The sequence below is a fragment of the Dechloromonas sp. ZS-1 genome, assembly GCF_039649255.1.
GTDB lineage: Bacteria > Pseudomonadota > Gammaproteobacteria > Burkholderiales > Rhodocyclaceae > Azonexus.
Genome location: NZ_JBDIYD010000005.1, coordinates 191718 through 213831, shown reverse-complemented (window position 1 = coordinate 213831; position 22114 = coordinate 191718). Strand labels below are relative to the sequence as shown.

Annotated in this window: 19 protein-coding genes; 8 read left to right on the top strand and 11 right to left on the bottom strand. The window is 60.5% G+C overall.

Annotated elements, in window-relative coordinates:
- Positions 1–432 precede the first annotated feature (432 nt).
- Positions 433–693, top strand: a complete 261-nt coding sequence (locus AACO21_RS09585; RefSeq protein WP_346192294.1) for a hypothetical protein — start codon at positions 433–435, stop codon at positions 691–693.
- Between the two features lie 57 nt (positions 694–750).
- On the opposite strand, the gene AACO21_RS09580 is transcribed toward AACO21_RS09585, so the two are convergent.
- The 5 genes from AACO21_RS09580 to grpE all read right to left on the bottom strand — a co-directional run bounded on the left by AACO21_RS09580 (position 751) and on the right by grpE (position 6791).
- Positions 751–2181, bottom strand: a complete 1431-nt coding sequence (locus AACO21_RS09580; RefSeq protein ID WP_346192293.1) for an ATP-binding protein — start codon at positions 2179–2181, stop codon at positions 751–753.
- Entirely contained in the window at positions 2168–2875 is a 708-nt protein-coding gene (locus AACO21_RS09575; protein WP_346192292.1) for a winged helix-turn-helix domain-containing protein, read from the bottom strand. Before AACO21_RS09575 ends, AACO21_RS09580 begins: the two co-directional genes overlap by 14 nt.
- Before the next feature lie 99 nt (positions 2876–2974).
- Positions 2975–4105 carry a molecular chaperone DnaJ gene (gene dnaJ / locus AACO21_RS09570; RefSeq protein ID WP_346192291.1) on the bottom strand — a complete coding sequence of 377 codons (1131 nt, stop codon included), beginning with the start codon at positions 4103–4105 and terminating at the stop codon, positions 2975–2977.
- Between the two features lie 84 nt (positions 4106–4189).
- Positions 4190–6127, bottom strand: coding sequence for a molecular chaperone DnaK (gene dnaK, locus AACO21_RS09565; protein ID WP_346192290.1), 1938 nt, complete (start codon positions 6125–6127; stop codon positions 4190–4192).
- Positions 6128–6230: 103 nt separating this feature from the next.
- Positions 6231–6791 carry a nucleotide exchange factor GrpE gene (grpE, locus tag AACO21_RS09560; RefSeq protein WP_346192289.1) on the bottom strand — a complete coding sequence of 187 codons (561 nt, stop codon included), beginning with the start codon at positions 6789–6791 and terminating at the stop codon, positions 6231–6233.
- Between the two features lie 125 nt (positions 6792–6916).
- Between grpE and AACO21_RS09555 the strand changes: the two genes are divergently transcribed.
- Complete coding sequence (locus AACO21_RS09555) at positions 6917–8284, top strand: serine/threonine-protein kinase (protein ID WP_346192288.1); 1368 nt, start codon at positions 6917–6919, stop codon at positions 8282–8284.
- A gap of 66 nt (positions 8285–8350) precedes the next feature.
- Here the strand turns inward: AACO21_RS09555 and AACO21_RS09550 are convergent, their stop codons facing one another.
- From AACO21_RS09550 to hrcA, 4 genes are all read right to left on the bottom strand, one after another.
- Entirely contained in the window at positions 8351–9970 is a 1620-nt protein-coding gene (locus AACO21_RS09550) for a methyl-accepting chemotaxis protein (RefSeq protein WP_346192287.1), read from the bottom strand.
- A 25-nt stretch (positions 9971–9995) separates the two neighbouring features.
- Complete coding sequence (locus tag AACO21_RS09545; RefSeq protein WP_346192286.1) at positions 9996–10772, bottom strand: VCBS repeat-containing protein; 777 nt, start codon at positions 10770–10772, stop codon at positions 9996–9998.
- A 273-nt stretch (positions 10773–11045) separates the two neighbouring features.
- Positions 11046–12143 carry a ferrochelatase gene (hemH, locus tag AACO21_RS09540; RefSeq protein ID WP_346192285.1) on the bottom strand — a complete coding sequence of 366 codons (1098 nt, stop codon included), beginning with the start codon at positions 12141–12143 and terminating at the stop codon, positions 11046–11048.
- Entirely contained in the window at positions 12143–13171 is a 1029-nt protein-coding gene (gene hrcA, locus AACO21_RS09535) for a heat-inducible transcriptional repressor HrcA (RefSeq protein WP_346192284.1), read from the bottom strand. The genes hemH and hrcA overlap by 1 nt, the downstream gene beginning before the upstream one ends.
- A 48-nt stretch (positions 13172–13219) precedes the next feature.
- Here hrcA and AACO21_RS09530 point away from each other — a divergent pair, with 48 nt between their 5' ends.
- Positions 13220–14149: an NAD kinase gene (locus AACO21_RS09530; protein ID WP_346192283.1), complete on the top strand. Its 930-nt coding sequence runs from the start codon at positions 13220–13222 to the stop codon at positions 14147–14149.
- Complete coding sequence (gene recN / locus AACO21_RS09525) at positions 14149–15816, top strand: DNA repair protein RecN (RefSeq protein WP_346192282.1); 1668 nt, start codon at positions 14149–14151, stop codon at positions 15814–15816. The genes AACO21_RS09530 and recN overlap by 1 nt, the downstream gene beginning before the upstream one ends.
- A 3-nt stretch (positions 15817–15819) precedes the next feature.
- On the opposite strand, the gene AACO21_RS09520 is transcribed toward recN, so the two are convergent.
- Together AACO21_RS09520 and fur are read right to left on the bottom strand one after the other, a co-directional pair.
- On the bottom strand, positions 15820–16428 hold the full coding sequence (locus tag AACO21_RS09520; RefSeq protein WP_346192281.1) for a TMEM165/GDT1 family protein: 609 nt from the start codon (positions 16426–16428) through the stop codon (positions 15820–15822).
- A gap of 11 nt (positions 16429–16439) precedes the next feature.
- Entirely contained in the window at positions 16440–16886 is a 447-nt protein-coding gene (fur, locus tag AACO21_RS09515) for a ferric iron uptake transcriptional regulator (RefSeq protein ID WP_346192280.1), read from the bottom strand.
- A gap of 96 nt (positions 16887–16982) precedes the next feature.
- Here fur and bamE point away from each other — a divergent pair, with 96 nt between their 5' ends.
- The 4 genes from bamE to carA all read left to right on the top strand — a co-directional run bounded on the left by bamE (position 16983) and on the right by carA (position 22108).
- Positions 16983–17465 carry an outer membrane protein assembly factor BamE gene (bamE, locus tag AACO21_RS09510; protein ID WP_346192279.1) on the top strand — a complete coding sequence of 161 codons (483 nt, stop codon included), beginning with the start codon at positions 16983–16985 and terminating at the stop codon, positions 17463–17465.
- A gap of 3 nt (positions 17466–17468) precedes the next feature.
- Complete coding sequence (dapB, locus tag AACO21_RS09505; RefSeq protein ID WP_346192278.1) at positions 17469–18275, top strand: 4-hydroxy-tetrahydrodipicolinate reductase; 807 nt, start codon at positions 17469–17471, stop codon at positions 18273–18275.
- 8 nt (positions 18276–18283) lie between these two features.
- Positions 18284–20833: a response regulator gene (locus AACO21_RS09500; protein WP_346192277.1), complete on the top strand. Its 2550-nt coding sequence runs from the start codon at positions 18284–18286 to the stop codon at positions 20831–20833.
- 123 nt (positions 20834–20956) lie between these two features.
- Complete coding sequence (carA, locus tag AACO21_RS09495; RefSeq protein WP_346192303.1) at positions 20957–22108, top strand: glutamine-hydrolyzing carbamoyl-phosphate synthase small subunit; 1152 nt, start codon at positions 20957–20959, stop codon at positions 22106–22108.
- Positions 22109–22114: the final 6 nt, after the last annotated feature.

The window sequence follows — 22114 nt, the reverse complement described above, 5'->3', positions numbered from 1 at the left end:
CCGCCAGGCTCCCCATTCAAAGCCCCCTCGGCAACAGCCGCAGGGGGCTTTGCCGTTTACTCACTCTCAAACAACTCTCCGCCCAACCCTCGCCTCTCCAAGCATCAACTCAACCTTTGTTCAGCGGATGACTCATGGTCAGTCTGTTCTAAGCAGGGTCCAGGGATATCCCATGTTGGGAGGCTGCAGAAGAACTTGGCCTATGGTCTTCAAACGTAAGGCACTATCGAAGGAAGGGGCTCGCAACTCCAAGATGGATTGGCCCTGCCCGACTCTAATGTGTTGCCAGCACGCACTTTCCGGTTAAAAAGAAAAAGGCCTTGCGGGTTATGCAAGGCCTTTTTCTTTTTAACGATGGCTTCGTAGATGTCGGTACAGTAAGACAATCAATCCGGCGCTGAGCGCGCACAGCAAGGCTTTGATCGGGTCGGCATGGCCTTCTGCCAGCCAATCGTAGCCGGCAATGCCGACAAAAACACCGATGGCTTCGCTGGAGGGAAAATCCTTAAGCAAGGTAAATTAGTGCGCCGTGTTGATCTGGCCAGGATAGACCTGTTGGCTACCAAACAGATAGTTGCGCGTGGCAAGCAGAAATTGCTGGATATTATCTTGATACATGCGTCGCTCCTTCTCTTCATCACTTCGTTCTGTCATGCTCGAAATTTTATTCGAGCATCCGATAACGGTCTGTGAGATGTCATGAGAGTACGCGTAACAGCATCATGCGTTTGATGACGCTTTGTAACAGGCTCAGTCCTGCACGGCTTTCCAGCGTAATGTAAAGCGCGCGCCGCCGAGTGGTGAGGCTTCCGCCAATGCGGTTCCGCCATGGAGTTCAAGAACGCGTCGGGCGATAGCGAGCCCAAGGCCGTAGCCACCTGTAGAGCGGTCGCGAGAGCGGTCGAGGCGGGTGAAGGCCGAGAAAATGTGTTCTCGTTCCCCTTCGGGAATGCCAATGCCGTCATCGTCCACGTGCAGCACGATTTGCTCGCCATCGAGATGAGCGCTGACTGCAATCTGTCGATTGGCGTATTTAAAGGCATTGCGCAACAGGTTTCTCAGTGCGTATGGCATGGCTTTGCGGTCGAGGTCCACCTCCTGGGTTTCTGGCAGTTGGGTGGTGTCGACCGTAATCGAGAGATCGCGCCCCAAAAGACGTACGCTATCGACTTCCTGCGTAAGCCATGTATCCAGCAGCACTCGGCTGAAATGAGCGGCCGGCGCCTCTCGTTCAAAGCGGGCATAGGTCAGGCTGGTGTCGATTAGATGGTCGAGTTCGTCCAGGTCGGCCTCCATCATGCTCCAGAGGCGTTGGCGTTCCGATTGCTCATCGGTTTCGCTCAGCATTTCCAGCGCGAAGCGCATGCGGGCAATGGGGGTGCGTAACTCATGGGAAATACCGCAGGAGAGTTCCTTGTGAGTGGCGATCAGTTGCTGGACCCGTTCGGCCATGCCGTTCATGGTGTCCGAGAGGGGGGCGAACAGTTGGCTGCGTGCGCTCGGTGCCCGGCTTTCAAAATTGCCATCACCTAAATCACGGGCAGTTTGGCGCAGCGCTTCCAGATCCCGCCAGACAGGGCGTACCCAGAACCAGAGTGCAATTCCGAAAATCACGCCAGTCAGACTCCAGGTCAGGAGCCGGAGGCGGAGTTCCAGCGGCATGCGTTCGGCGAGTTCTGGATTCCTCCCTGAGGCGAGCGGCCCCACGACCAGTACCTGGCTGCTGGTCCCCAAGCGGTGGTACATGATGTCGCCGTCGTGGTCGATCGCGATGTCGCCGGCATCCAGCTTGATCACCTGAGCGGGGGTCAAGGTACGGTCAAGGGTGATCCGTTCGACAATGCCCAGGTTGTAGGAGAATTTTTCGTCCAGTTCCTTGATCTTGCGGGACCAGGTACTCCGCGGCTGACGGAAGAGCTCATCTTCGATCAGGGTAATGGTTCCGCGCATGAAACGCCGCGCGTAATCATCGGTGATGCCGCGTTGGGCGGTGGAGATCACGAAGTCCGCTGTAAAGGCGATGGCAACGAAGGATCCCATGGCCAGCAGATAGAAGTTGAAAAACAGCTTGGAGAGACTGTATCGGCCTCCCCGCCAGCGCGGCAGAGTCACCCGGAAGAGCGAGCGTGCCAAGCCGGTCGGCAATTCCTTGGCACGTTGGGCGTGATCAGTTCCAGTCATGCTTGCTGAACAGGTAGCCTTTGCCGCGGACCGTCTTGATGCGGGTAGGGTTTTCCGGGTCGTCGTTCAGTTTTTTGCGCAGACGCGAAATCCGGGCATCAATGGAACGGTCCAAGCCATCAAATCCGATGCCCCGCAGTTGCTGCAACAGGTCGTCACGCGACAGGACATTGCCGGCATGGCTGGCCAGCAGCCAGAGCAGGTCGAACTCCGCCGTGGTCAGATCAATGCTGTCGCCGTTCAGGCTCGCGGTACGCGTTGCCTGGCTGATGCGGAACTGCCCGAACACCATGCTTTCGTGGTCCGGTTCGGCGTGCTCGCCGGCGCCGGCGGGAACACGGCGCAGCAAGGCTTTGATCCGGGCCAGCAGGACGCGTGGCTGTACGGGCTTGGCAATGTAATCGTCCGCACCCAATTCCAGGCCGAGAATCTGGTCGAAATCCTCATCGCGCGCGGTCAGCATCAGGATGACTCCGCGATATTGCTGACGGACGCCACGGCAGACCTCGAAGCCGTCCTTGCCTGGCAGCATCACGTCCAGGATCACCAGGTCCGGCTGTTCGGCCAGGATGCGGGCCTCGGCGGTGTCGCCTCGGGGTTCGATGCTGACCTCAAGATCGTTTTTCTTCAGGTATTCGGCTGTCAACTCAGCCAGGCGGGTGTCGTCTTCGACGAGGAGGATGCGCGTAGTCATGGTGCAATCTTAACGAGGGGCATGGCGACGGTCTACTCCGTCCTGAATGCAAAAATGCCCCGATGGCGTGTGCGATCGGGGCATTGGTGTGGGGCGGGGTTAGTCGCCGAAGAACTCCTTGACCTTGTCCATCCAGGACTTGGCCCGCGGATTGTGCTTGTGGTCCGAGTCCTTACTGGACTCTTCCAGTTCGCGCAGTAGTTCCTTCTGGCGATCCGTCAGATTGACGGGTGTTTCGACCACAACATGGCAGAGGAGGTCGCCGTGGGTGTGGCTGCGCACCCCCTTGATCCCCTTGCCGCGAAGGCGGAAGACGCGTCCGGTCTGGGTTTCCGGCGGAATCTTGATCGAGGCGGCGCCATCCAGCGTCGGAATCTCGATTTCGCCACCGAGGGCTGCCGTGGTGAAGGAGATCGGCATTTCGCAGTGCAGATCATTGTGATCGCGCTGGAAAACGGTGTGCTGCTTGAGGTGGATCTGAACGTACAGGTCGCCCGGCGGGCCGCCATTGACGCCATGCTCACCCTCGCCGGCGAGCCGGATACGATCGCCTTCGTCCACGCCGGCGGGAATCTTCACTGCCAGGGTCTTGTGCTGCTTGATCCGGCCTGCGCCGCTGCACTTGGTGCAGGGATCGGCGATGAAGCGCCCGGTGCCGTGACACTTGTGGCAGGTCTGCTGGATCGAGAAGAAACCCTGCTGTAGACGCACCTGGCCCGAGCCGTTACAGGTCGGACAGGTTTTCGGCTGCGTGCCGGGCTTGGCGCCGCTGCCATGACAGCCGTCGCATTCTTCCATGGTCGGAATGCGAATCTTGGTTTCCGTACCGTGGGCGGCTTGCTCCAGCGTGATTTCGAGGTTGTAGCGGAGGTCTGCGCCACGGTAAATGTTGGAGCGTCCGCCACCACCGCCGCGGCCACCAAAAATCTCATCGAAGATGCCGCCAAAGGCATCGGCAAACCCGCCGCCACCGCCAAAGCCACCACCGCCCATGCCGGCTTGCGGATCGACGCCGGCGTGGCCGTACTGATCGTAGGCAGCGCGCTTCTGGCCATCAGACAGAATTTCGTAAGCTTCCTTGGCTTCCTTGAACTTGTCTTCAGCCGAAGGGTTGTCCGGGTTGCGGTCCGGGTGGTACTTCATGGCCAGCTTGCGGTAGGCCTTCTTGATCTCGTCGTCCGAGGCATCGCGATTGACGCCGAGAATCTCGTAAAAGTCGCGTTTAGACATCGTGTCGTCCCGTCTATGTGACAAAGGCGCCGAGCGCCGCCGGAGCGTGTCCGGTAGGCTCGGCGCCGGTCTGCTGCGTCAGGCTTACTTCTTGTCCTTGTTCACTTCCGTGAATTCGGCATCGACGACGTCGCCTTCGACGGTCTTTTCCTGCTGCTGTTGCGCACCGCCCGCTGCGCCGGCCGAAGCGGCTTCAGCCTGTTGCTGTGCGTACATCTTCTCGCCCAGCTTCTGGGCTGCCGCGGACAGGGCTTCGGTCTTGGCGGTGATGACATCCTTGTCGCCGTCGCGCAGGACATCTTCGACATCCTTGATGGCCTGTTCGATACTTTCCTTCTCGGCGGCGTCCAGCTTGTCGCCGTACTCGGTCAGGGACTTCTTGACCATGTGCACCATGCCATCGGCCTGGTTGCGGGCATCGGCCAGCTCGTGTGCCTTCTTGTCTTCTTCGGCGTGCAGCTCGGCATCCTTCACCATGCGCTGAATTTCTTCTTCGCTCAGGCCGGAGTTGGCCTTGATGGTGATCTTGTTTTCCTTGCCGGTGGCCTTGTCCTTGGCCGTCACGTGCATGATGCCGTTGGCGTCGATGTCGAAGATCACTTCGATCTGCGGCATGCCGCGCGGGGCCGGCGGGATGCCTTCCAGGTTGAACTGGCCGAGGCTCTTGTTACCGGAAGCGACTTCACGCTCGCCCTGCAGGACGTGGATGGTCACGGCGGACTGGTTGTCATCGGCGGTCGAGAAGACTTGCGATGCCTTGGTCGGGATCGTGGTGTTCTTCTGGATCAGCTTGGTCATGATGCCGCCCAGGGTCTCGATACCGAGCGACAGCGGGGTCACGTCCAGCAGCAGCACGTCCTTGACGTCGCCTTGCAGCACGCCGCCCTGGATGGCGGCGCCGACGGCGACGGCTTCATCCGGGTTCACGTCCTTGCGCGGTTCGCGACCAAAGACTTCCTTGACCTTCTCCTGCACCTTCGGCATGCGCGACTGGCCGCCGACCAGGATCACGTCGTCGATATCGCCGATCTTGCAGCCGGCATCCTTGAGCGCGGTCAGGCAGGGGGCGACGGTGCGTTCGATCAGCTCGTCGACCAGCGACTCGAACTTGGCACGGGTGATCTTCAGCGCCAGATGCTTCGGGCCGGAGGCATCGGCGGTGATGTACGGCAGGTTGATTTCGGTCTGCTGGCTGGAGGAGAGCTCGATCTTGGCCTTTTCGGCGGCTTCCTTGAGGCGTTGCAGGGCCAGCACATCCTTCTTCAGGTCGGTGCCGGATTCCTTCTTGAATTCGTCGATGATGTAGTCGATCAGGCGCTGGTCGAAGTCTTCACCGCCGAGGAAGGTGTCACCATTGGTGGCCAGCACTTCAAACTGCATTTCGCCATCGACATCGGCGATTTCGATGATGGAGATGTCGAAGGTGCCGCCGCCGAGGTCATACACGGCAATCTTCTTGTCCTTGCCGGCAACCTTGTCCATACCGAATGCCAGAGCGGCTGCGGTCGGCTCGTTGATGATGCGCTTGACTTCCAGACCGGCGATACGGCCGGCATCCTTGGTGGCCTGGCGCTGGCTGTCGTTGAAGTAGGCCGGCACGGTGATGACGGCTTCGGTGACTTCCTCGCCGAGGTAGTCTTCGGCCGTCTTCTTCATCTTGCGCAGGACTTCTGCGGAGACCTGCGGCGGGGCCATCTTCTTGTCGCGGGCTTCAACCCAGGCGTCGCCGTTGTCGGCCTTGACGATCTTGAAGGGCATCAGGGCGATGTCCTTCTGCACTTCCTTTTCTTCGAAGCGGCGGCCGATCAGGCGCTTGACGGCGTACAGGGTGTTCTTCGGGTTGGTGACGGCCTGGCGCTTGGCCGGTGCGCCGCACAGGATTTCGCCATCTTCGGCGTAGCCGATGATCGACGGGGTGGTGCGAGCACCTTCCGAGTTTTCGATGACCTTCGGTGCGCCGCCTTCCATGATGGCAACGCAGGAGTTGGTGGTACCGAGGTCGATGCCGATGATCTTGCCCATGTTCGTTTCCTTGCTAATAAATGTCGGATGTTCGTGAGATGGGGACGCGGGTCCCGAATTCAAGGCCTTTTTGACGGTCGACCGTCAAAAAGGCCGTTTTTCATTATTTGCCCTTGGCGACCATGACCAGGGCCGGACGCAAGGTACGTTCGGCGATGGTGTAGCCTTTCTGCAGCACGGTGACGACGGTGTTGGCTTCCTGCTCGGCGTCGACCATGCCGATCGCCTGGTGCTTGTGCGGGTCGAACTTCTCGCCTACCGGATTGACCTCGACCAGAGCGTTCTTCTCGAAGGCGGCAATCAGTTGCTTCAGGGTCAGTTCGACGCCCGAACGGAAGTTCTCGACAGTTTGTTCCTGTGCAGCCAGGGCCGCTTCGAGGCTGTCCTTGACGGCCAGCAGTTCGCCGGCAAATTTTTCAACCGCGAACTTGTGTGCCTTGCTGATGTCTTCCTGAGCACGGCGACGCACGTTTTCGACTTCGGCCTTGGCGCGCAGCCAGGCGTCGTGGTGCTCGCTGGCCTTTTGCTCGGCGGCCTGCAGCTGGGCTTCGAGGCTCGGCTGTTCTGCGGCGTCGGTCTGGGCCGGCGTGTCAGCGACCGGCGCTTCGGCGGAAAGGGTTTCCCCCGGCACGGTGTCGTTCTGGGTATTGTCGGTGTTGGACATGGACGGGTTTCTCCTAAAAAACTGGATGCTATCTGGGGATCACCCCAGGGGGTTTCAAGGGGGCGAAGTGAAATATTTTTTCGGGCCGCATGCTACGATGCGTGGATGTGTTTTCCAGTAACGCCATGATGGAAACGATCGGCAAATATCGTGTGATTCGGGAACTCGGCAAGGGGGCCACGGCAACGGTCTACCTCTGCGATGACCCGGATGCCGGCCGGCAGGTCGCCGTCAAGCTGATCCGCTTCGGGCAGGACAATGCGGCCATGTCGCGCCGTCTGCGCAAGCTTTTCCAGAACGAGGGGATGGTCTCCAAACGTCTGGACCATCCCAACATCGTGCGCGTCTACGATGCCGTGGTCGAAGATGATTACGCCTATCTGGCGATGGAGTTCGTCGATGGCGTGAATCTCGATGATTACTGCCGCATCGATAAACTGCTGCCGATGCACCGCGTCATCAGCATCATTTTCAAGTGCTGTATGGCCCTGGATGCCGCTTATCGGCAGGGGATCGTGCATCGCGACATCAAGCCCGCCAACATCATGATCGGGCCGGATGATGAACCCAAGATCACCGATTTTGGGCTGGCGCTGAATCTGAACAAGGATCTGGACCGCGACTCCACCTTCATCATGGGCGTGGGCTCGCCGGCCTACATGTCACCGGAACAGATCAAGGGCTATCCGCTCAATCAGAAAACGGACCTCTATTCGCTCGGGGTGTTGCTTTTCCAGCTGCTCACCGGTCGACTGCCGTTCAGGGCCAATAATCAGGCGACGCTGGTTTATCGGATCATCAACACCGATGCGCCACGGGTGACCGACCTGAATCCATCCTTACCCGAGGGGCTCAATCCCATCGTGCGCAAGGCGCTGGAGAAGGATCTCTACAGCCGCTACAAGAACGGTGCCGAGTTCGCCAAGGACCTGTCTTCCGTGCGTTACCAGATTCTGGAAGATGATCAGGTTGCAGCCGACCATCGGCGCTTCGAAACCCTGCGCAAGCTGGATTTCTTTACGGAGTTCGAGAACATCGAACTTTGGGAGGTCCTGCGCATCGCCATCTGGCGCGATCTGGGGCCGAATGTCGCCATTATTCGGGAAGGTGAGCGCAACAAGGTGTTCGGGCTCATTCTCTCCGGGCAGGCTCAAGTCTCAGTCGACGGCCGTGTGCTGTGTACGCTGGGGACGAGCGAGCCGGTCGGGGAAGTGGCCTTCCTCCATCCGAGCGACGATCAGCGTTGTGCCACGGTGATCACGACCGAACGGACGGTTTTCCTCGAAATCAACGCCTCGGCGCTGGGATTGGCGTCCGAAGAATTGGTTTCCCGCATGCGCGATCACCTGCTGGCGCGCCTGATCAAGCGGATGCGCGAGGTCAACAAGGTGGCTGCCGCGCACAGCGAGCAGGCGGTGGGCGTCACCGAGGCCGCCGTTTTGACGCAAACCCGTCCGGATGGCGGGTTGAAACTCGAACTGACTCCAATGTAAAAACCGCCCCGAAGGGCGGTTTTTCTTTCTGATGCGTTTTCTGGGTGGGGGCTCCCGAGCCCAGAATCAGACCTTGAAGCGTCCTACCAGCGTGGACAGGCGTTCTGCCAGCTGCTTCAGGTCGTGCGCTGCCCCTGTCGTCTGTTCCACGGTGGTGGCGTTGTCATGGGCCATGTCGGCAATCGATTCGATGCTGGCTTCGACATCACCGGATACCTTGCGTTGCTGGTCCGTTGCCGCGGCGATGGCATCCAGGCCGTGGCCGACTTCTGCCACGGAGCCGTTGGTGGCTTCCAGGATGCGCGAGACGCTGGCGACTGCGGATTGGCTGCTCTCCAGATGGGAGAGCCCGGCCTCGATGCTGCGCCGGACGGCCACGGACTGCGCGCTCAACTGGGCAGTGATGCCATCGATTTCGGTGGCGGAGCGGGATGATTTCTCGGCCAGTTTGCGCACCTCGTCGGCGACCACCGCAAAGCCGCGTCCCTGTTCGCCTGCGCGTGCGGCCTCGATGGCGGCATTGAGGGCGAGGAGATTGGTTTGCTCGGCGATGTCCTTGACCTCGCGGGTCATCTGGGTAATGGAGTCGGTGTTGCGCACGAAGTTATTGACCGAGTCGGCCATTTCCTTGACCGCGCGCTCCACGACGGACATTTCGGAGAGAAGCACATGCAGGTTGCGGTTGCCCTCATTGGCGCGTTCCAGGCTCTCCTGCGATTGATGCAGCACATGCTCGGCACTTTGTGCGATGGAGGCGATGCTGTGGGCAAGTTGCTCGACCGCATTTGCAGCGGATTCGGATTTTTCGTTCTGCTGATGCGAGCTCTGGGCGACACGGTCGGCGCTTTCCGAGAGGGCTTCCACGCGGGTGTGCACCTGTCCGGCGGCATCCCGGACCTGGCGAACGAGTTGATTGAAATTCTCCATCATCTCGTTGAAGACATATGAGGACTGGCCGACTTCATCCTTGCCGCGCACCGGCAGGCGGCGGGTCAGGTCGCCCTCGCCGCGGGCAATGTCGCGCAAGCCCTGGCGCAGTTCTTCCAGCGGCGCGGTCACGAAATGGTTGGTCAGGAAGTAGATGATGACCAGCAGCAGGCCTACCGCCAGAAGGGCAACACCGGCAATTTTGATGCGGAATGCGGAGACTTCCGCTTCGACGGTGTCCAGCGAGACCTTCATGCTCACGACGCCGAGGACCGTGCCTTCCGGAACCTGGTGGCAAAGGATGCAGTCCTTGCCAAGGTAGTTCTTTGCAGCCTGTGTCGGGTTGATGACCCGAAGATAGGAGCCTTGGGCGGTCGCCTCCACGGCAATGTAGGATTTGCCGCTGCTCATGACTTGCTGTTCCTGCGGATCGAGCGCGCGGCTGGCCTTGGTGTCCGGACCGTACAGCTTGACCACGGCGTCGCTGCGGGCAACATGCAGATCCTTGATGATCGAGAGTTGCTTGATCTGATCGAGAAATACTTCTCGCTGCCCCACCGTGCCCGTAATCATCATGCCGGTCAGGCCGGCCATGGTCATTTCATGAATGCTCTGGGCAAAATCGGTGGCTTGTCGAATCGCGGTTTCACGGTTCACCTGGGTCGTCCAGAGGATGACAATCGTCCAGATGATGGCCAGGGTGAGCCAGATGGCGGCGGTCAGTCGGACCCAGATTTTCAAGTCGGAAAAGCGTGGCATGCGGGTATTCCTCCGAAAACGGCCACTACACCGTTAAATCAATATGCTGGATTGTGCCAGCCTGTCCGTTCTCATGCAAAAAAATACCAGTATTGGCAACGGCACCCAGCGTTGTTTGATTTGTTGTTTTTATTGAAAATGGTGTTTCGAGTGCCTGTGTGCTGATCGCGCCGACACCCGCCTGGCTGAGCGAGGTCAGGGGCGTGCCTTGCATGCCTGGTTGCCAGATACGTAAGCGCTGGTAGGTCTGGTCTCCTTCGTCGATCCAGCCATTGCCATCGTCGTCCAGCGCAGCCAGTTCGGCAAAGCCATTGCCGCTCAGTGGCCCGAATAATTCACGCCCATCGCGGATACGGCCATCACCGTCCCGGTCAAACGCCAGAAAGCCGCTGCCGCCGGCCGGGCGGGCGATCTGTTCCGTATCGCCATCCGCATCGAGATCAAAGGCAAAACGCAGATCGCTCAGTTCGGTGGCGGCGCCGTTGAAATTGATGATGAGCGGATCCACCTTCTGTGCCGTTGCGCCCATGCTCAGGCGGGTTTGGCTGATTTCGAGGTGTGAGCGTGTCATGTTCATCTCTACGGAAAAGGCGATCTCCCGGCCGTCGCTGGTGACCACCTGCCCGCGGGCGCTGAAATGGGTGTTCTCTTCCTCGGCCAGCATTTCTGTGCGCTCGTAAACCAGTCCGGGTGCGGTAGGCTGAGTGCTTGTTTCGCGGGTGTCAGGCGATGTCCCGTTGCTGGCAGCCAGCGTGCTTGGATCGAAAACACGCACTGTCTGGCCAGTCAGTGCCTCGAGCATCCGTCGGAGCAAATTGAGCCTTGGATCCTGGTTGACCGTGTCCGCATCAGCTTGCCGGCTGGTTTGCGTTGTCTGAGTGGGGGCGCTTGCCTGAGGGGGCGTCGCCGGGCGTGCCACAGCCCGTAGCGACACCCGGATTTCATGCTGATTCAGGCTGGCGTGTGCGCTGCGCATGTGCAGCGTGGTATCGACAATTTTCATCGCGGGCCTCCTGGCGCGTTTCATGGATTGATAACGGCCAGCGGCGACAAAAACTGAATACGTGTGCCGGGTTCAGGCTCCCAAGGCGCGAGCGCGGGCGGCGCTGGCTTCGCAGGCCGCGATGTCGGGAGATTGCCGGGTTTCCCAGCCGCCCAGATGACGTTCAACCAGCTCGCCCAAGGCTTCGATCCAACTCGGGGATTCGTTCAGCGCAGGGATGTAGTGGTAGGTTTGTCCGCCGGCGGTGAGGAAATCCTCTTTCCCTTCCATGGCGATTTCTTCCAGCGTTTCAAGGCAGTCAGCGACGAAGCCGGGGCAGATCAGATCGACGCGTTGCGTGCCGGATTGCGCCAGCGCCTGCAGGGTTGGCGCGGTGTAGGGCTGCAGCCATTCTGCCTTGCCAAAACGGGACTGGAAGCACACTTCGTATTGTTCGCGGCGAAGGCCCAGGCGTTCAGCAAGGAGTCGGCCGGTCTTCTGGCATTCGCAAAAGTACGGGTCACCCAGCGTCAGGCTGCGTTTGGGCAAGCCATGGAAGCTCATGACCAGTTTGTCGGCGGCGCCGAGTGGCCCCTTTTGGGCCCAGTGTTCGCGCACGGTTTTCTCCAGCGCAGCCAGGTAGCCGGGGTCGTCGTGATAGTTCCGGATAAAGCGCATTTCCGGCTGGTTGCGCGTTTTGAGCAACCAGCGGCAGGCTTCGTCGACCACGGTGGCGGTGGTGCTGGCGGCATATTGGGGGTACATCGGAACGAGCAGGATGCGGCGTACGCCGGCAGCCTTGAGTTCGGCCAGTACCTCCGGCACGGCACGGGTGCCGTAGCGCATGGCCCAGGTCACGGTCAGCTGATGGCCGCGTTCGCCCAGCCAGCCTTTCAGCAGCTTGGTCTGACGCTCGGTATGAACGCGCAGCGGGGAACCCTCGTTGGTCCAGACCGTAGCGTATTTGGCGGCGGATTTTTTCGGTCGAACGTTGAGGATGATGCCGTTCAGGATCAGCCACCAGGCCAGCTTGGGGATTTCGACAACGCGGGGGTCGGAAAGAAACTCGCCCAGATAGCGCTTGAGGGCGGGGCCGGTCGGGGCGTCCGGGGTGCCAAGGTTGACGAGGACAACCGCAGTCGCCGCCGGGGTGCCATGTGGGTAGGGCGGTTCTGGAAGAAAACGGGGCATCAGGAATCCGATTGGTGGGAGAGGGCGCTGGAGAGGAGGCGGGCCGTGATATCAACGATGGGAATGACCCGCTCGTAGGCCATGCGGGTGGGGCCAATGACGCCGACGGAGCCGACGACCTGTCCATTCACCTGGTAGGGGGCGGCAATGACGCTGCATTCGTCGAGCGGGGCAATCCCGGATTCGCCGCCAATGAAGATCTGGACGCCATCCGCCCGGTTTGACACATCCAGCAGGCGCATCAGGCTGGAGCGCTGGTCGAACAGGTCGAACAATTCGCGCAGGCGTTTCATGTTGGAGGACAGTTCCTCGACATCGAGCAGGTTCTTTTCACCGGAAATCACGTAAGGCGTCGCGTTTTCCGAGAGGGCCTGGTCGCCGGCCTCGAGCGCGAGGGTCATCAAGGGCTTGATGTCGTCGCGCAGTTGCTGGATTTCGAGGGTGAGGCGCTGCCGGATCTGATCGAAGTCGAGGCCGACGTAGTTCTGATTCAGGTAGTTGGCGGCGCTGACCAACTCGGAGGGTGAATAGGCCTTGTCGGTATTCAGAATGCGGTTCTGCACGTCGCCGTCCGTGGTGACGATGATGAGCAGGATGCGTTTTTCCGACAGGGCGAGAAACTCGATCTGGCGGATTCGGCTGCTGGCCCGCCGCGGTGCCACGACGACGCCGGCGAAATGGGTCAGGCTGGAAAGGAGTTGCGAGGCGTTGGCAATGATCTGGCTCGAGGGCAGGCCGTGCAGCGCCTCTTCCATGGCGCCGAGCTGGTGTGCTTCGAGCGGTCGCATGGTCAGCAGCTTGTCCACAAAAAGACGATAGCCGCGCGGTGTCGGAATGCGTCCTGCCGAGGTGTGCGGGCTGGCGACAAAGCCGGCTTCTTCAAGATCAGCCATCACGTTGCGGATCGTGGCCGGCGATAAATCCAGGCCGGAGACCTTCGATAGGGCGCGCGAACCCACGGGTTGCCCGTCGGCAATGTAGTGTTCGACCAGGGTCTTGAGGAGGGTTCGGGAGCGGTCATCCATCATGCTGGCGATTTTACAGAAAACGGGGGAGGGCACGGCAAGCCGTTTTTTATGCAAGAATTCGACCCCATGACTAGAAGCTTCGCTTCCTCCCGATTGCCAAGGACCATCGCACTGGTCGGCAAATACCATAGCCAGGAAATTGCCGAGTCCCTGCGGCGCCTGGCTGAATACCTGCATGAACGCGGGGTCTCCGTCTTTATCGAGCGTGAAACGGCCGAGCAGATCGGTAAGCTGATCGATCTCTCGCGCTGGGTGACCTGCGGCTTCAACGATATCGGCGCCCATGCCGACCTGGCCATCGTGCTGGGTGGTGACGGCACGATGCTGAATGCCGCCCGTCGGTTGGCGCGCTATCGTGTCCCGCTGGTGGGCGTGAACCAGGGGCGTCTGGGATTCATGACCGACATTGCCCGCGATGACATGCTGACCTGCATGGACGATCTGCTGGATGGTCGGTTCATGCCGGAGAACCGCATGCTGCTCGGGGCCGAAGTGTGGCGCGACGGCAAGGAGATCGCCTCCAACATGGCCTTGAACGATGTGGTCGTGGATAAGGGGGCGATCGGGCGCATGATCGAATTCGAACTCTTCATCGACGGCGAATTCATCTACAACCTGCGTTCGGATGGATTGATCGTGTCTACCCCAACCGGCTCGACGGCGTATTCCCTGTCGTCCGGCGGGCCGATCCTGCATCCGACGCTGACCGGCATTGCCCTGGTTCCCCTGTGCCCGCACGCCCTGACCAATCGCCCGATCATCGTCAAGGACGATGCCGATATCGAATTGCGTATCACGCATGCGGATGATCCGCGGGTGCACTTCGACGGCCAGGTGACCCTGCATCTGGAGCGCAACGATTGCGTACGCCTGCGTCGTTCCGAGTACGCCATTTGCTTCCTGCATCCGCCGGGCTACAGCTATTTCGCCATGCTGCGCCAGAAGCTGCAATGGAGTGAGCGCCCGAAAGGCCCCTGATGCTGCGCCAGCTTACGATTCGCGATTTCGTCATTGTCGACCGTCTGGAACTGTCCTTTTCGGCCGGTTTTGGTGCGTTGACCGGCGAGACCGGGGCCGGTAAATCCATCCTGATCGACGCGCTGGCCCTGGCGCTCGGTGAGCGCGCCGAAGCGGGTGTGGTGCGGGAAGGCTGCGAGCGGGCGGAGGTGACGGCTGCATTTGATGTGACTGCCTTGCCGCAGGTCAGCGCCTGGCTGAAAGCGCAGGATTTTGTCGAGGATGATGAGCTCCTGCTGCGCCGCGTGGTCGATGCCGGCGGTCGTTCGCGGGCTTACATCAACGGCACGCCGGCCTCGGCGCAGCAGTTGCGCGAGGTGGGTGAGTGGCTGGTGGATATCCATGGCCAGCACGCACATCAATCCCTGTTACGTGCGGATGCCCAGCGTCAATTGTTCGACGCGCATGCCGGTTTGACGGACCTTGTCCGGCAGGTCGGTGAAGCCTGGCGTGCCTGGCGCGATGCCGCACAGGCCATGCAGGCTGCGCAGGCGGGTTCGGCGGCCTTGGCGCAGGAGCGCGAGCAGCTGAACTGGCAGATTGAAGAACTCACGGCGCTCAGTCTGGGGAGCAATGAGTGGCCGGAGCTGGAGCAGGAGCATCGCCGCCTGGGGGCCGCGGCCGGCCTGATTGAGGGGGCTCAGGCTGCCTTGCAGGCGCTGGGGGGCGATGAGGGCGGTTATGCGCGGGAGATCGATCGCGTTGCCCATCGTCTACAGGGGCTGGCCGAACTGGATAACGGGCTGGGCGAGATTGCCGCCTTGGTGGCCTCGGCGCAGACCGAGTTGGCCGAAGCAGTCTCTGCCCTGCGCCGCTACACCGACCGGATCGACCTTGATCCGGCGCGCCTGGCCGCCGTGGAGCGGCGTATCGAGGCCATCCTTGATTGCGCCCGCAGATACCGTGTTACGCCGCAGGCGCTGCCGGCTTTGCTGGAAACCTGGCTGCTTCGGCAGCAGGCGCTGTCGGCGGCGGTCGACCTCGCTGCACTGACCCAATCCGTGACGGAGGCGGAGGCCGCATTTGCCGCGTTGGCGCGTGACTTGTCGGCCAAGCGGCGTCTTGCTGCACAAAAAATGGGCGATGCAGTCAGCGGCATGATGCAGCAACTGGCGCTTTCCGCTGGTCGTTTCGACGTGGCGTTGCTACCGCTGGAAGCACCGGCGGCGCATGGTCTGGAAAGTGTTGAATTCCGGATTGGCGGGCTGGCCGGTCAGGTGGCGCGCCCCTTGGCTAAAGTGGCGTCGGGGGGGGAGTTATCCCGCATCAGCCTCGCGATCCAGGTGCTCACGTCGCGTTCCGCCCAAGTCCCGACTTTGATCTTCGATGAAGTGGATGTGGGGATCGGCGGCGGGGTCGCCGAGATTGTTGGGCGCTCGCTGGCCGAATTGGGGGCGGAACGTCAGGTTCTGTGCGTGACCCATCTGCCGCAGGTTGCCGCACGGGCGGCGTGGCAGTGGCAAGTGAGCAAAGCGCAGCGTGATGGTGTGACGCGCTCCGCCATTTGCGCGCTGGATCAGGCCGGGCGGATCCAGGAAATTGCACGCATGCTGGGCGGGGTGGATATCACCGACCTGACCCGCGAGCATGCGCGGGAAATGCTCGGTTTTTCAGCGTCGACCGTCTGAAAGTCAGGCCAGCCAGCCGAACAGGCGGGCAGTCGCCAACGCTGCCAGCAGCAGGAAAAAGACGCCGCTGACGCGGTGAATGATGCCCAGTGGCAGTCGGTTCAACAGCTTTCTGCCTGCAATCACCCCGAGCAGTGACGTGCTCGCCAGGGCCAGGGTGGCGCCGCTCCACACCGCCAGGCTGTCCGTGGTGCTGCCCATGCCGGCGACGGCGATCTGTGTCTTGTCGCCGAATTCAGCCAGGAAAATCAGCAGGAAAGTGGTAGCGAAGACCCCTTTGCCGGGTTTCTCGTCGACTTCCTCATCTTCCTCTTCTTCCTCGTGGCGCAATGCCAGCAGCCCGAACACGCCAAACAGGATTGCCACCGCAGCGGTGATGACCCATTCCGGCAGCCAGGCCGCCACGGCAGCGCCAAACAGTACGGCGAGCAGATTCAGGAGGGCGAAGGCGGTGACGGCGCCGGCAACGACCGGCAGGCCGCGGTGACGGGCGGCGAGGGTCATGCAGACCAGCTGGCTTTTATCGCCAAATTCCGCCAGGCAGATCAGCAAAAAAGTGGCCCCGGCAGACGACAGCCAGCCGCCTGCCTGGACGGCATTCAAGTCGATCATGGTGAGGGTGCTCAGGCCTTGTCGCTATCCTTGGCCGCGCGATGCGGGCAAGGATTCTTCGTGCATTGGGCGTAGAGATACAGGGCGTGATCCTGAATCGCGAAACCGCGTTCTTCGGCAATCGCATTCTGGCGTTTTTCGATCTCGGGATCGTAAAACTCTTCCACTCGGCCGCATTCGATGCACACCAGATGGTCGTGATGCTTGCCGTGGTTGATTTCGAAAACGGCCTTGCCGGATTCGAAGAAGTGGCGTTCGAGCAGACCGGCCTGTTCAAATTGGGTCAGGACGCGATAGACCGTGGCCAGGCCAATGTCCATGTTCTCCGCCAGCAGCATGCGATAGACGTCTTCTGCCGTCATGTGCCGTTGCGTGCTCTTCTCGAAGAGTTCGAGAATCTTGAGGCGGGGAAAAGTGGCTTTGAGCCCCATGTTCTTGAGGCTTTGCGGGTCGCTCATCGTCGGAAATTCCAGAAAGTCGTTGGCGGCAGTGGTGCCGACTATTTCGGGTATGATATACCGCTTCAAAGGTGTTTGAGAAACCCGGAATTCCGCATGTCCCCAAGCCGTCTACTGCCGACTGCAGTGTTTTGCCTCGTTTTGGGCGCTTGTAGCTACAAGCCGACCTTCATCAACGAATACAAGATCGATGTCCAGCAAGGGAACGTACTGTCCCAGGACATGGTGTCTCAACTCAAGCCCGGGCAGACCCGGGAGCAGGTGCGCTTCATCCTTGGCACGCCATTGATTAACGATATTTTTCATCAGCAGCGCTGGGACTATGTGTATCGTTACGAGAACGGCAAGACCGGTCAGGTCGAATCGCGCAAGTTTTCAGTGTATTTCAACAAAGAGGGCCGTCTGGAACGCGTCGGCGGTGACGTTGATGTGGCCACGGTGGCTGAGCTGACCGTGCCGCAATCGGCGCCGCGCCTGGTCGACCTCGGGACGTTGTCACAGGAGGCCGCAGACAAGCCGCTGCCGCCGCGAACGGAGCCGGGCTTTTTTAGCCGCTTCATGGATTGGATGGGATTGTAAGGCATGAGCAAGACGCGTATTGGCGTGGTGGGGGCGGGCGGTCGCATGGGCCGCATGCTGATTGAAGCAACCCTCAAGGACGAAAACCTGGCGCTGGGCGCCGCCTTTGATGTACCGGGTAGTCCGGCGCTCGGCAAGACGGCTGGCGAACTGGTCGGGATGGCCTGCGATGTGGTGGTCACGGATGATCTCCCGGCTGGTCTGAAGCAGATTGACTGTCTGATTGATTTCACCCGTCCGGAAGGGACCTTGATGCACCTGCAGGCCTGTCGTGAGGCCAAGGTGGCGATGGTGATCGGGACAACCGGCTTCGAAGCCGAAGGCAAGGCGAAGATTGCAGAAGCGGCGCAGGATATCCCGGTGGTGTTCGCGCCGAATATGGCCGTGGGCGTCAATGTGGTCTTCAAGCTGCTCGATACGGCGGCGCGTATTCTGAATCAGGGCTACGACATCGAAATCGTCGAAGCGCATCACCGCATGAAGATCGATGCGCCGTCCGGCACGGCCTTGCGCATGGGCGAGGTGGTTGCCGATGCGCTCGGGCGTTCTCTGGAAGAGTGTGCAGTTTATGGGCGCGAAGGCGTCACGGGCGAACGTGATCCGTCGACCATTGGTTTTGCCACGGTCCGTGGCGGGGATATCGTGGGCGACCATACCGTGATGTTCTGCGGCCTCGGTGAGCGTGTTGAAGTGACGCACAAGGCGAGCAGTCGCATGCCGTATGCGCTGGGTAGCTTGCGTGCGGCCCGTTTCGTCGCCGGACGCCCGAGCGGTTTGTTCGATATGCAGGACGTGCTGGGTCTGCGCTAGGCAAAACCATGAAATCCCGCCTGCTCGCCCGTCAGCTCCAGGATGTCTTCGGTGGCGAAGGCGATGCAGGTTTGCGTGCCCTTCTCGGGCAGGCAAAAGCGGCCGGGCAAACTGCTCTGGCCGACGGCATGGCCCGTCTGCTGGGCCTGGTCGACTCTGCTTACAGTGCTTATGCCGGCTTGAATAGCTGGCATAGCCAGCTTTCCGGCGATTCCCTCACAGACTGGAATTTGCGTACCGGCCAGATCGACTCCGGGCGTCACTGGAAAGAGATGCTCGGCTATGTCCAGGCCGATCTTGATAACGCCATCGCGACCTGGAAGGCGCTCATTCATCCGGATGACTTGCGTGTGCTGGATGAGCGTATTGCCCAGCATGTACGCAATCAGGACACGAGTTTCAGGGCGGAGTGTCGCTTGCGGGCCCGCGACGGCGGTTTGCGCTGGTTGCTGGTACGCGGCGCCGTTGCGGCGCGTGATGCAACGGGCGAGCCTGTACGTTTGCTGGTGTTGTTGCGCGATATCGGTGATATCAAGGCTGCGGAAGAGGCGCTGGTCGCCGCCAAGGAGGCTGCTGAGTCTGCCAACAAGGCACGAGGTGCCTTCCTGGCAAACATGAGCCATGAAATCCGTACCCCGATGAATGGCATCATCGGCATGACGGAGTTGGCGCTCGATACCGAGCTGGATGCCGAGCAGCGCCATTATTTGAAAACGGTCAAATCTTCGGCAGAAGCCTTGTTGACCATCGTGAACGACATTCTCGACTTCTCGAAAATCGAGGCCGGGAAAATGCAGGTCGAGGCTGTGGCGTTTTCGGTCCGTGATCTGGTGCTGGACGCCGCGCGGGTGTTGGCGGTCGGGGCGCACAAAAAAGGGCTTGAGCTGGTTGTTGATGTTCGTCCCGAGGTGCCGTCCCGTCTGGTGGGCGATCCGACGCGTTTGCGCCAGGTCGTGATCAACCTGCTCGGGAATGCGATCAAATTCACGGATTCCGGAGAGGTGGTGCTGGATGTTTCTCTGGAGCGTTTTCAGGGAAGCAAGGCGCAAGTACGTTTTGGCGTGCGAGACACCGGGATTGGTGTGGCCGAAGACAAGCAGCAGGCAATTTTTGACGCCTTTTCTCAAGCCGATGTGTCGACCACGCGTAAGTTTGGTGGGACGGGGCTGGGCTTGGCGATTTCTGCCAAGCTGGTTCAGCTCATGGGGGGGCAACTTGGCTTGCAGAGCAAGCTGGGCGAAGGGTCGGACTTTTACTTTTCCTTGCTGGTTGGTGTTGAGCCGGTTGCCGCGGCAGCGGCGCCTGCGGGTTTGCAGGGCAAGCGCGTCCTGATTCTGGAAGACAATGCGGTGGCAGGGGGTTGTTTGCAGCGTCAGCTTGAGGGGATGGGCTTGCAGGTCTCCCTGATGTTGAATCCTTCGGCTGCCATCGACGCCATATCGCGTTCGCGTACGGTCAACTTCCCGTTCGACTTCATTTTTGCGGATGCGGACATGGCAGCTCCGGCCGGCGTGGCTCTTGCTGAGGCCTGGAAGGCGGCCGGTGGGCCGGAATCCTTGTTGATGTTGCTGACCACGGAGAGTCAGCGGGCTGAATTGGCGCGTTTGAGAGAGTTGGGAGTATCGGCGCATCTGGTCAAGCCCGTGGGGGCGGATGATGCGCGTGATGCGTTGATGCTGGCGGGGAATGCCTCCCGGAAGTCGGGCGATGTGGTGCTCGATGAGTTCAACCTAGAGGCAGCGCCGGTTGTTGATGCGGACGATACCCTGGATATTCTTCTGGTCGAGGATAACCCCGTCAATCAGGAGCTGGCCTTGCGGCTATTGCGCAAGAAAAACCATCGGGTCACCGTGGCCAATAATGGTGCCGAGGCCTTGGATCAGTTCGATAGCAGCAAAACGTTCGATGTGATCCTGATGGACATGCAGATGCCCGTGATGGGTGGTCTTGAGGCAACTGAAGCCATTCGTGCGCGTGAGATGCGTCGTAGCTGGGTCATTTCCCAAGGTGTAAACAGAATTTACATCGTAGCCATGACGGCGAATGCCATGGCCAGTGATCGGGATCGCTGTCTGCAGGCGGGGATGGATGATTTTGTTGCCAAGCCGCTGCGTCCCGAAGAGTTGTATGCAGCCCTGGCGCGGGCTCAGGGCGATGAGCAGGCGGCGACGGTTTCCCAATTTGAGCAAGACACGGCAACTGCAAGTGAGCTCGATTTGGCAGGAGCGCTGCGGGATATCGGGGATGCAGACTTGCTGGCAACGATGGCGGCAATGATGATTTCGGAATGGGAAGATCATCAGTCCCGTGTGGCCCAGGCGCTGGCGCAGCGTAACGGCCATGAGTTGCGTATGCACGCGCATACGCTGAAGAGTCTGCTGGCCATGTTCCACGCTGAAGGGGCGCGCCGGAAGGCGATGGATATCGAGCACGCCGCCCTGAATGCGGAACAGGTTGATTGGCTCGCCTGTCAGCGCCTCTATGAGGGGCTGGTTGAGGAAATGGGCAAGGTGAGACCGGCTCTGACCCAGTATGTGAGCACGAAGACCATCGTCTAAGTTTGCCGAGAGGGCGCCTTTCCGCTAAAATGGGAAGGTTTAAAGATCACAAGCGGGGAGGCGCAAGCCTTCCCGCTTGGCACATGAATAAGCAGAAAATATCAGGAGAGCGTCGTGTCGCTTCTGCCCTCTTACACTCCCGCCATTCTCGCCCTCGCCGACGGAACGGTATTCAAGGGCCAATCTATCGGCGCTGACGGCGTTACCAGCGGTGAAGTGGTGTTCAACACCGCCATGACCGGTTATCAGGAAATCCTGACTGACCCGTCCTACTGCCGTCAGATCGTGACGCTGACCTATCCGCACATCGGGAATACCGGTTGTAACGCGGAAGATTTTGAGTCGAATGCAAATTACGCTGCCGGTCTCGTCATTCGTGACCTGCCGCGCCGCGCATCCAACTGGCGTACCCAGGACGATTTGTCCGGGTATCTGAAGAAGCACGGTATCGTTGCCATTGCTGGCATCGACACCCGCAAGCTGACCCGTATTCTTCGTGAAAAAGGGGCGCAGGCCGGTTGCATCCTCGCGGGTGAAGTCGATGAAGCCAAGGCGCTCGCCATGGCCAAGGCCTTCCCGGGCCTGGCTGGCATGGATCTCGCCAAGGTCGTTTCGGCCAAGGAAAGCTATGCCTGGACTGAAGCTGAGTGGCGTCTGTCCGGCGGCTACAAGCAGGCTGATGCGGGCCGCTTCCATGTGGTGGCCTACGACTTCGGCGTCAAGCGCAATATCCTGCGCATGCTGGCCGAGCGTGGCGTCAAGCTGACGGTTGTGCCGGCTCAGACGCCGGCCGCTGATGTGCTGGCCATGAAGCCGGATGGCGTTTTCCTCTCGAACGGCCCGGGGGACCCCGAGCCGTGCGATTACGCGATTGCCGCCATCCGTGAATTCCTCGAGCGCGGTGTGCCGACTTTTGGCATCTGTCTGGGCCATCAGTTGCTGGCGCTGGCATCCGGTGCCAAGACCCTGAAGATGAAGTTTGGTCACCATGGTGCCAATCACCCGGTCAAGGACATGGACACCGGCCAGGTGTTGATCACCAGCCAGAACCACGGTTTTGCGGTGGATGCCGATTCGCTGCCGGCCAATCTGCGGGCAACGCATGTGTCGTTGTTTGACGGTTCGCTGCAGGGTATCGCCCGTACCGACGTGCCGGCCTTCTCCTTCCAGGGGCACCCGGAAGCGAGCCCGGGTCCGCACGACGTGGCTTACCTGTTTGACCGATTCCTCGACTGCATGACGCGTGGCGTCGCAGCCCTGAACCCCGAGCAATAACAAAGG